Genomic DNA, 5,621 nt, shown 5'->3' on the forward strand with positions numbered 1-5,621 from the left:
CCCCCAAGCCGGCGGTCGGCTCCTGTCCACTGTGGACGGGGCCGGAAGCCGTTTTCCAACGTTCCGAGAGGTTGTTCGTGTCGGCCAGCACATCCCGTACGCTCCCGCCGGAGATCGCCGAGTCCGTCTCTGTCATGGCTCTGATTGAGCGGGGAAAGGCTGAGGGGCAGATCGCCGGCGATGACGTGCGTCGGGCCTTCGAAGCTGACCAGATTCCGGCCACTCAGTGGAAGAACGTACTGCGCAGCCTCAACCAGATCCTCGAGGAAGAGGGTGTGACGCTGATGGTCAGTGCCGCAGAGCCCAAGCGCACCCGAAAGAGCGTCGCAGCGAAGAGTCCCGCCAAGCGCACCGCCACCAAGACGGTCGCGGCCAAGGCGGTGACCACCAGGAAGGCCACCGCCACCGCCACGCCTGCGGCACCCGCCGCTGAGCCCGGCGTCGAGGAAGAGGCCCCCGCCAAGAAGGCAGCCGCCAAGAAGACGACCGCCAAGAAGGCGGCCGCCAAGAAGGCGCCTGCCAAGAAGACCGCGGCGAAGAAGACCAGCGCCAAGAAGGACGACGCCGAGCTTCTCGAAGAGGAGGTTCTCGAGGAGGCCGCTCCCGGCAAGGCCGGCGAGGAGCCCGAGGCCACGGAGAACGCCGGCTTCGTGCTGTCCGACGACGACGAGGACGACGCGCCCGCCCAGCAGGTCGCCGCCGCCGGTGCCACCGCCGACCCGGTCAAGGACTACCTCAAGCAGATCGGCAAGGTCCCGCTGCTCAACGCCGAGCAGGAGGTCGAGCTCGCCAAGCGCATCGAGGCCGGTCTGTTCGCCGAGGACAAGCTGGCCAACGCCGACAAGCTGGCGCCGAAGCTCAAGCGTGAGCTGGAGATCATCGCCGAGGACGGCCGCCGCGCCAAGAACCACCTCCTGGAGGCCAACCTCCGTCTGGTGGTCTCCCTGGCCAAGCGCTACACCGGCCGCGGCATGCTCTTCCTGGACCTCATCCAGGAGGGCAACCTCGGTCTGATCCGTGCCGTCGAGAAGTTCGACTACACCAAGGGCTACAAGTTCTCCACGTACGCCACCTGGTGGATCCGTCAGGCGATCACCCGCGCCATGGCCGACCAGGCCCGCACCATCCGTATCCCGGTGCACATGGTCGAGGTCATCAACAAGCTCGCGCGCGTGCAGCGCCAGATGCTCCAGGACCTGGGCCGCGAGCCCACCCCGGAGGAGCTGGCCAAGGAGCTCGACATGACCCCTGAGAAGGTCATCGAGGTCCAGAAGTACGGTCGCGAGCCCATCTCGCTGCACACCCCGCTGGGCGAGGACGGCGACAGCGAGTTCGGTGACCTCATCGAGGACTCCGAGGCGGTCGTCCCGGCCGACGCGGTCAGCTTCACGCTCCTCCAGGAGCAACTGCACTCCGTCCTGGACACCCTGTCCGAGCGCGAGGCGGGCGTCGTCTCGATGCGCTTCGGTCTCACCGACGGTCAGCCGAAGACGCTCGACGAGATCGGCAAGGTCTACGGCGTCACGCGTGAGCGGATCCGCCAGATCGAGTCCAAGACCATGTCGAAGCTGCGCCACCCGTCCCGTTCGCAGGTGCTGCGCGACTACCTCGACTAGTCGTCGCGGTCGTACGACGCGGAAGGCCCGGCTCCCCCTCAGGGGAACCGGGCCTTCGTCATGCCTCTCCGCGGGTGCGGGCTGCCACGGGGTGAATCACTCTGGGTGTTTCAACCGACACCACGGAGTGAGGAGTGTCTATGCGTCGTCGCTTTGTCCGGGCCCTGGCCCGACCGCTGGTCCTGGCGGCTGCCGTATTCGCCCTGTCAGTGGGTCCCAGTGGCCCTGTGGCCGCCGACAGGGTCGTCATAGGGGGATTCCCCGTCGACGCGTCGGAGAGCCCGTGGACGGTGGCCCTGTCCAGTCGTGACCGGTTCGGGGGTATGCGCGCGGGGCAGTTCTGCGGTGGTGTGGCGGTCGGCCGCAGCACTGTGCTCACGGCGGCCCACTGCGTGGACAAGGAGGTTCTGGGCGGGCCACCGGAGCGGGTGCCCGATTTCAGGGTCATAGCGGGGCGCACGGACCTGCTCTCGGAACGCGGCGGCCGGGAGGTCGCGGTGCGAGAGATCTGGGTGAACCCGGCCTACGACGGGGTCAGCAACGTCGGGGATTTCGCGGTTCTCACCCTGGCCGAGCCTCTCCCCGTCGACTCGGTCATCGGCATGGCGGCCGGCGGTGACCCCGCGTACACCGTGGGCGAAGCCGCGACGGTGTACGGATGGGGCGATGTCTCGGGTGCCGGGGAGTACCCGAACAGTCTGCGGGCGGCGCGCGTGCGTGTGCTCCCCGACGCTCTCTGCGAGGAGGCGTATCCGGGAGGTGAGGACGGCATCTACGACGCCAGGAGCATGCTGTGCGCCGGAGAGGCCAAGGGGGGCCGGGACGCCTGCCAGGGCGACAGCGGGGGGCCGCTGGTGGCCCAGGGGCGGTTGATCGGCCTCGTGTCCTGGGGGATCGGCTGCGGGCAGGCCGGCAGCCCAGGGGTGTACATGCGTGTGTCCGACATCATGCGCACGCTCGGCTGGGCCCAGGCGTGAAGATGATGCGCGAGCTAGGCCGACACGGCGTGAAGGAATCGCGCGGCAGGCGTCCGAGGGAGCCTGAGCGGACTCGCGAGGACGAGGACGGGCGGCTGCCTCCATAGCGGAGGCAGCCGCCCGTTCACCGGCCTGTGCCGTGCTGGCTCGTCGTCGGACGCGAGGTGTCAGCGCTCTTCTTCGGAGGCGGCAGTCGCGGGAGCGGTCGTCAGCCGCTCCGTCTCGTCCTGTATCTCAGCGGCGATCTTCTTGAGTTCCGGCTCGAACTTGCGCCCGTGGTGGGCGCAGAAGAGCAGTTCTCCGCCGCTGAGCAGGACGACGCGCAGGTACGCCTGGGCGCCGCAGCGGTCGCAGCGATCAGCGGCCGTCAACTGGCTCGCAGGGGTCAGAACAGTAGTCACGTCGCCTCTTCTCTAGCTCGACGAGCTGTCGTACCAGGGTCAACATCCAACCAGCCCCAAAACGTTCCCGCTCGTGGCTTTTCCTCGAAAGAATCTTTGCGAGGCGGCTGTCTGCTGCCGGTTGGCGGCGAATGTGCCGTATTGCGTGTCTATGTGTCTTACGGAGCTTCGCGTTGTATCGGTGGTCGGTCCTCCCGGCTGGGTTGCCGGTTGTTCATGAGGACGTGCCCGGAGCCTAAATGGTTCATGCCTGGAAGGGAACGTGATGTGTGCTTCACTCCAACGAGGGATCGAACAGGCATACGAGTCTGGACTAGGGTGAGTTTCCGACGAGGGTGGCGTTACAACGGCTCTACCAGGCCTCGGTACCCTCTCACCGGTGACTGAAGCCGCGCCCTTACCCACGAGGGCCCCATCTGAAATTCAGCGAGGAGCGAACCGCGTGACCGCCGAGACGTCCGTGCCGTCCACAGCTCTGCTGGCAGGAGCAGACCGGGACGGGTCCAACTACACCGCGCGGCACCTGCTCGTCCTCGAGGGGCTCGAGGCCGTGCGGAAGCGCCCCGGAATGTATATCGGGTCGACCGACAGCCGAGGCCTGATGCACTGCCTCTGGGAGATCATCGACAACTCCGTCGACGAGGCCCTCGGCGGCTACTGCGACCACATCGAGGTCATCCTCCAGGACGACGGCTCGGTCGAGGTCCGGGACAACGGCCGGGGCATCCCGGTCGACGTCGAGCCCAAGACCGGCCTCTCCGGTGTCGAGGTCGTCATGACCAAGCTGCACGCCGGCGGCAAGTTCGGCGGCGGCTCGTATGCCGCATCCGGCGGTCTGCACGGCGTCGGTGCCTCCGTGGTGAACGCCCTGTCCGCCCGTCTGGACATCGAGGTGGACCGCGGTGGACACACCCACGCGATCAGCTTCCGGCGCGGTGTCCCCGGCGCCTTCGCCGGGAACGGCCCGGACGCCAAGTTCGAGGCCAAGAGCGGCCTGCGCAAGGCCAAGAAGATCCCGAAGACCCGCACCGGCACGCGCGTGCGGTACTGGGCCGACCGCCAGATCTTCCTGAAGGACGCCAAGCTCTCTCTGGAGAACCTGCACCAGCGCGCCCGCCAGACCGCGTTCCTGGTGCCCGGCCTGACCATCGTCGTGCGCGACGAGTTCGGGCTCGGCGAGGGCGGCAGCAAGGGCGAGGAGTCCTTCCGCTTCGACGGCGGAATCAGCGAGTTCTGCGAGTATCTGGCGAACGACAAGCCGGTCTGCGACGTCCTCCGCTTCTCCGGATCGGGCTCCTTCAAGGAGACGGTCCCCGTCCTGGACGACCACGGCCAGATGACGCCCACCGAGGTCACCCGCGAACTCGGCGTCGACGTCGCGCTGCGCTGGGGGACCGGCTACGACACGACGCTCAGGTCGTTCGTCAACATCATCGCCACCCCCAAGGGCGGTACGCACGTCGCCGGCTTCGAGCAGGCTGTCGTCAAGACGATGAACGAGGTGCTGCGCACCAAGAAGCTGCTGCGCGTCGCCGAGGACGACATCGTCAAGGACGACGCCCTGGAGGGCCTGACCGCGGTCGTCACCGTGCGTCTCGCCGAGCCGCAGTTCGAAGGTCAGACCAAGGAGGTCCTCGGGACCTCGGCGGCCCGCCGCATCGTGAACAACGTGGTCACCAAGGAACTCAAGGCGTTCCTGACGTCCACGAAGCGGGACGCCGCCCAGCAGGCCCGCGTGGTCATGGAGAAGGCCGTCGCCGCGGCCCGTACGCGCATCGCCGCCCGGCAGCACAAGGACGCGCAGCGCCGCAAGACGGCCCTGGAGTCCTCCTCGCTTCCGGCCAAGCTCGCCGACTGCCGCAGCGACGACGTCGACCGCAGCGAGCTGTTCATCGTCGAGGGCGACTCGGCGCTCGGTACGGCCAAGCTTGCCCGGAACTCCGAGTTCCAGGCGCTGCTGCCGATCCGGGGCAAGATCCTCAACGTCCAGAAGTCGTCCGTGACGGACATGCTGAAGAACGCCGAGTGCGGCGCGATCATCCAGGTCATAGGAGCCGGGTCGGGCCGGACCTTCGACATCGACACGGCCCGTTACGGCAAGATCATCATGATGACCGACGCCGACGTCGACGGCTCGCACATCCGCACCCTGCTCCTGACCCTGTTCCACCGCTACATGCGGCCCATGGTCGAGGCCGGCCGGGTCTTCGCGGCGGTGCCGCCGCTGCACCGCATCGAGATCGTCCAGCCGAAGAAGGGCCAGGACAAGTACGTCTACACGTACTCGGACCGGGAACTGCGCGACAAGCTCATGGAGCTCCAGAGCAAGGGCGTCCGCTACAAGGACTCGATCCAGCGCTACAAGGGTCTCGGCGAGATGGACGCCGACCAGCTGGCCGAGACGACCATGGACCCGCGCCACCGCACTCTGCGCCGGATCAACCTCTCCGACCTCGAGGCCGCCGAGCAGGTCTTCGATCTGCTGATGGGCAACGACGTCGCGCCGCGCAAGGAGTTCATCTCCAACTCGGCGGCGACGCTGGATCGGTCGCGGATCGATGCGTAGCCGCTGCGCTGGGCTTCGGCCGGACAGGGCGGGGCTGGGGTGCTGGTGATCTGAGCGGGGT

Annotated in this window: 4 protein-coding genes; 3 read left to right on the top strand and 1 reads right to left on the bottom strand. The window is 67.6% G+C overall.

Translation table 11 applies throughout. The features are described from left to right. Positions 1 to 77 precede the first annotated feature (77 nt). The gene (locus tag CA983_RS39915) at positions 78 to 1,616 is read left to right on the top strand and encodes an RNA polymerase sigma factor (protein WP_086605587.1); all 1,539 of its coding nucleotides are present in this window, start codon (positions 78 to 80) and stop codon (positions 1,614 to 1,616) included. Between the two features lie 140 nt (positions 1,617 to 1,756). Further along, positions 1,757 to 2,593 carry a S1 family peptidase gene (locus CA983_RS39920; RefSeq protein WP_086605584.1) on the top strand — a complete coding sequence of 279 codons (837 nt, stop codon included), beginning with the start codon at positions 1,757 to 1,759 and terminating at the stop codon, positions 2,591 to 2,593. Positions 2,594 to 2,760: 167 nt separating this feature from the next. Here CA983_RS39920 and CA983_RS39925 read toward each other — a convergent pair whose 3' ends face one another. After that, the gene (locus CA983_RS39925; RefSeq protein WP_086605585.1) at positions 2,761 to 2,994 is read right to left on the bottom strand and encodes a DUF7455 domain-containing protein; all 234 of its coding nucleotides are present in this window, start codon (positions 2,992 to 2,994) and stop codon (positions 2,761 to 2,763) included. Positions 2,995 to 3,436: 442 nt separating this feature from the next. Between CA983_RS39925 and CA983_RS39930 the strand changes: the two genes are divergently transcribed. Further along, positions 3,437 to 5,560 (top strand): DNA gyrase/topoisomerase IV subunit B, encoded by a 2,124-nt coding sequence (locus CA983_RS39930; RefSeq protein ID WP_086605586.1) that lies wholly within the window; start codon positions 3,437 to 3,439, stop codon positions 5,558 to 5,560. Positions 5,561 to 5,621: the final 61 nt, after the last annotated feature.

The sequence above is a fragment of the Streptomyces swartbergensis genome (assembly GCF_002148965.1).
Taxonomy (GTDB): domain Bacteria; phylum Actinomycetota; class Actinomycetes; order Streptomycetales; family Streptomycetaceae; genus Streptomyces; species Streptomyces swartbergensis.

What these genes read in the sequence shown, in the direction of transcription:
- CA983_RS39920 (WP_086605584.1), top strand. Translation starts at nt 1,757, where the DNA reads ATGCGTCGTCGCTTTGTCCGGGCCCTGGCCCGACCGCTGGTCCTGGCG.